General features: G+C 64.2%; 2 protein-coding genes and 1 pseudogene. All 3 read right to left on the reverse strand.

Annotation, left to right across the window (positions count from 1 at the left end; translation table 11 throughout):
- A pseudogene (locus WA702_RS13385) lies at window positions 1-436 on the reverse strand (GNAT family N-acetyltransferase); the annotation flags it as partial.
- Between the two features lie 138 nt (window positions 437-574).
- On the reverse strand, window positions 575-1624 hold the full coding sequence (locus WA702_RS13390; protein ID WP_425111005.1) for an HD domain-containing phosphohydrolase: 1050 nt from the start codon (window positions 1622-1624) through the stop codon (window positions 575-577).
- 191 nt (window positions 1625-1815) lie between these two features.
- A partial coding sequence (locus WA702_RS13395) for a hypothetical protein (protein ID WP_425111007.1) occupies window positions 1816-2296 on the reverse strand: 481 nt, incomplete at its 5' end.

Consider the following 2296-nt stretch of genomic DNA (forward strand, 5'->3'; position numbering starts at 1 on the left):
GCAGCAACGCATGCGCGCCGGCGGCGCGGGCCGCCTCCAGCAACCGCTTCGCGGCGCAGTCGGCCATGGTGCGGTCGAGCAGCGGCGTGCACAGCGTGCCGTAGGGCTGCCCGCTTACCAGCGCGGGCAGCGGAAGCTTGTAGGCGCGCCAGAGCGACGTGACCGGCAGCAGGCCGATCAGCGCGGGCGCAGACGCCTCGCTGCGGGCGCAGAGCACTGAAGTGCCGGTGCGGCCGCGCGCCGACGCATTCACCGCCAGCTCCCAATCCGGCAGATAGTAGGCGTTGGGCTCGACGACATCGCGCGAAAGCGCGCGCCAGTCGGACACCGCAACGGCCTCGAGCGGCATCGATGTGGCTGGAGCGATGGCGCGGTGCGGCGCGACGTCGTTGCCGGACGCGGCACGCACCAGTGCTCGTTCGATGGTTTCTGTCACGTCCTACTATCCCACCCGCGCGCCATCCCCCACGTTGCGCGCCTCGCGGCAGATGCTAGCGGAAAGATCGCAAGAGAGCCTTGCTATGCGCGTTCAATTTGAACGGCAGCGTTAACGGGCTGTTCAGCATTCCGAGCCTTAGCGCGTCAGCGCCACCTCGCGGAAAGCGCCGACCAGCGGTTTCTCGAGCTTGCCTGCCATGCCCTGCAGGATTCCATAGGCCTTGTCTCGCGCCATCGCCGGCTTGTAGCTGCGATATTCGATCAAGGCGGCAAAGATGTCGGAGATCGTCAGCATGCGCGTCAGGTCGGGAATGCTCTCGGCGCATAGCGCATCCGGATAGCCGCTGCCGTCCAGGAATTCATGGTGATGCCTGACGGCATCGAGAATCTCGGCGTTGACGCCGGGGTTGTCCTTCAGCGCATCGTAGCCGGACTGGGGATGAGTTTCCACCAGCGCGCGCTCCCTGCCGTCGAGGCGGCCGCGTTTGTCCAGGATGTCCAATGGGATCTTGGCCTTGCCGATGTCATGAAACATCGCGGCCATGTAGAGCCGCTCGAGATCCGGTTTGGGGACGCCGAGGCTAAGGCCGAAATCGACGGTGACGCCGGTGACCAGCAGGCAGTGCTGATAGGTGCCTTCGTGGTGGCGACGCACGTTCGCGAGCCAGTCCGACAGGCCGTGCTCTGCGATCGCATCGGCGATACGGCCGCCTGTGCGCCGCGCATATTCGATGTCGATCTCGCCGCCGATCAGCACGGCGGCAAACATCGACGCGATGCAGGCAGCCCCGGCAAAGGCGGCTTCGCGTCCGCCGTCCTGCGTCAGGCTCGGCGCGATGGAGGAGGGCCTCTGATCCATCAACTTGCTCAGGAGCTGATTGCGGCTCGGCGTGCTCGACAGCACGCTGGTTGCGCCAAGCGCATAGGCCTGCACGGTCGAAAGACGGGATTTGTGATCGGTGAGGAAGATCCGCTTCGGAATGCGCGCAAGCTGATCCGAGATCTGCTTCAGCGCCGTGATATTGTCGACGACGCGAAGGTCGGCGGCGATCACGATGGCATCGATCTCGCGGCCCGCGATCCGCGCGTCGCAGAGCATGTCCGATGTGAGCGCGCAGCGCTCCTCCAGCATGCCGCGCAGTGCCTTGAGCTTGGTCGCATCATCGCCGACAAGGTAGACATTCATGAAGAGCCGATCCTGCGGACAGCGTTCGATGTCCGTGGGATCGTGCCGGGCATTCGTTAAATTTGCGCGCCATCGCGATTGATGAGCTTAAGGCCCTCTATTAGGCTCCTGCTAACGATTGCGGCCCGCATTCTTGCGGCGGAGGTAATGCAATCCCGGTTTCCAGCGAAATTTCAACTGCCGGTACCGACTCATTGCTGAACTAAATTATTCGGATTGGACAGACTGAGAAAATAATTTCGGGCCGGCGATTGCGCCGGGGCATCGGGCTCATTTTGCCGCAGTGACCGGCGCGTAGTGTTCGAAGGCACAATTGTCCTCATTCTCGACCCGGCGGCGATCCGAGATTTCGCCGTTCGCGATCGTGAGGCGATAGATCTGCGATCCCAACGGCACCCGGTTGCCGAAGTGAGCTCGGCGCGCACGCAGGCGATCCAGGCGTTGCTGCGGAGATCGTGGTGCGGCTGCGAGACACGCAAATCATGCGGATACGAGCTCGGCAGGAAGATGACGTCGAGCTCCTTGCTGACCAGCGCGCCGACGTCAGGCCGGGCCTCGAGCGGCGGCGGATCGGCTTCCTTCGCGCGCAAGAAATCGGGGAGCGGCGAGCGGCTGTCGGCGAGGCGGCATCCTGCCAGCGCCAAGGCCATCGCACCAACCAAGGCCGTGGCG

The organism is Bradyrhizobium sp., assembly GCF_049798375.1.
Lineage (GTDB): Bacteria > Pseudomonadota > Alphaproteobacteria > Rhizobiales > Xanthobacteraceae > Bradyrhizobium.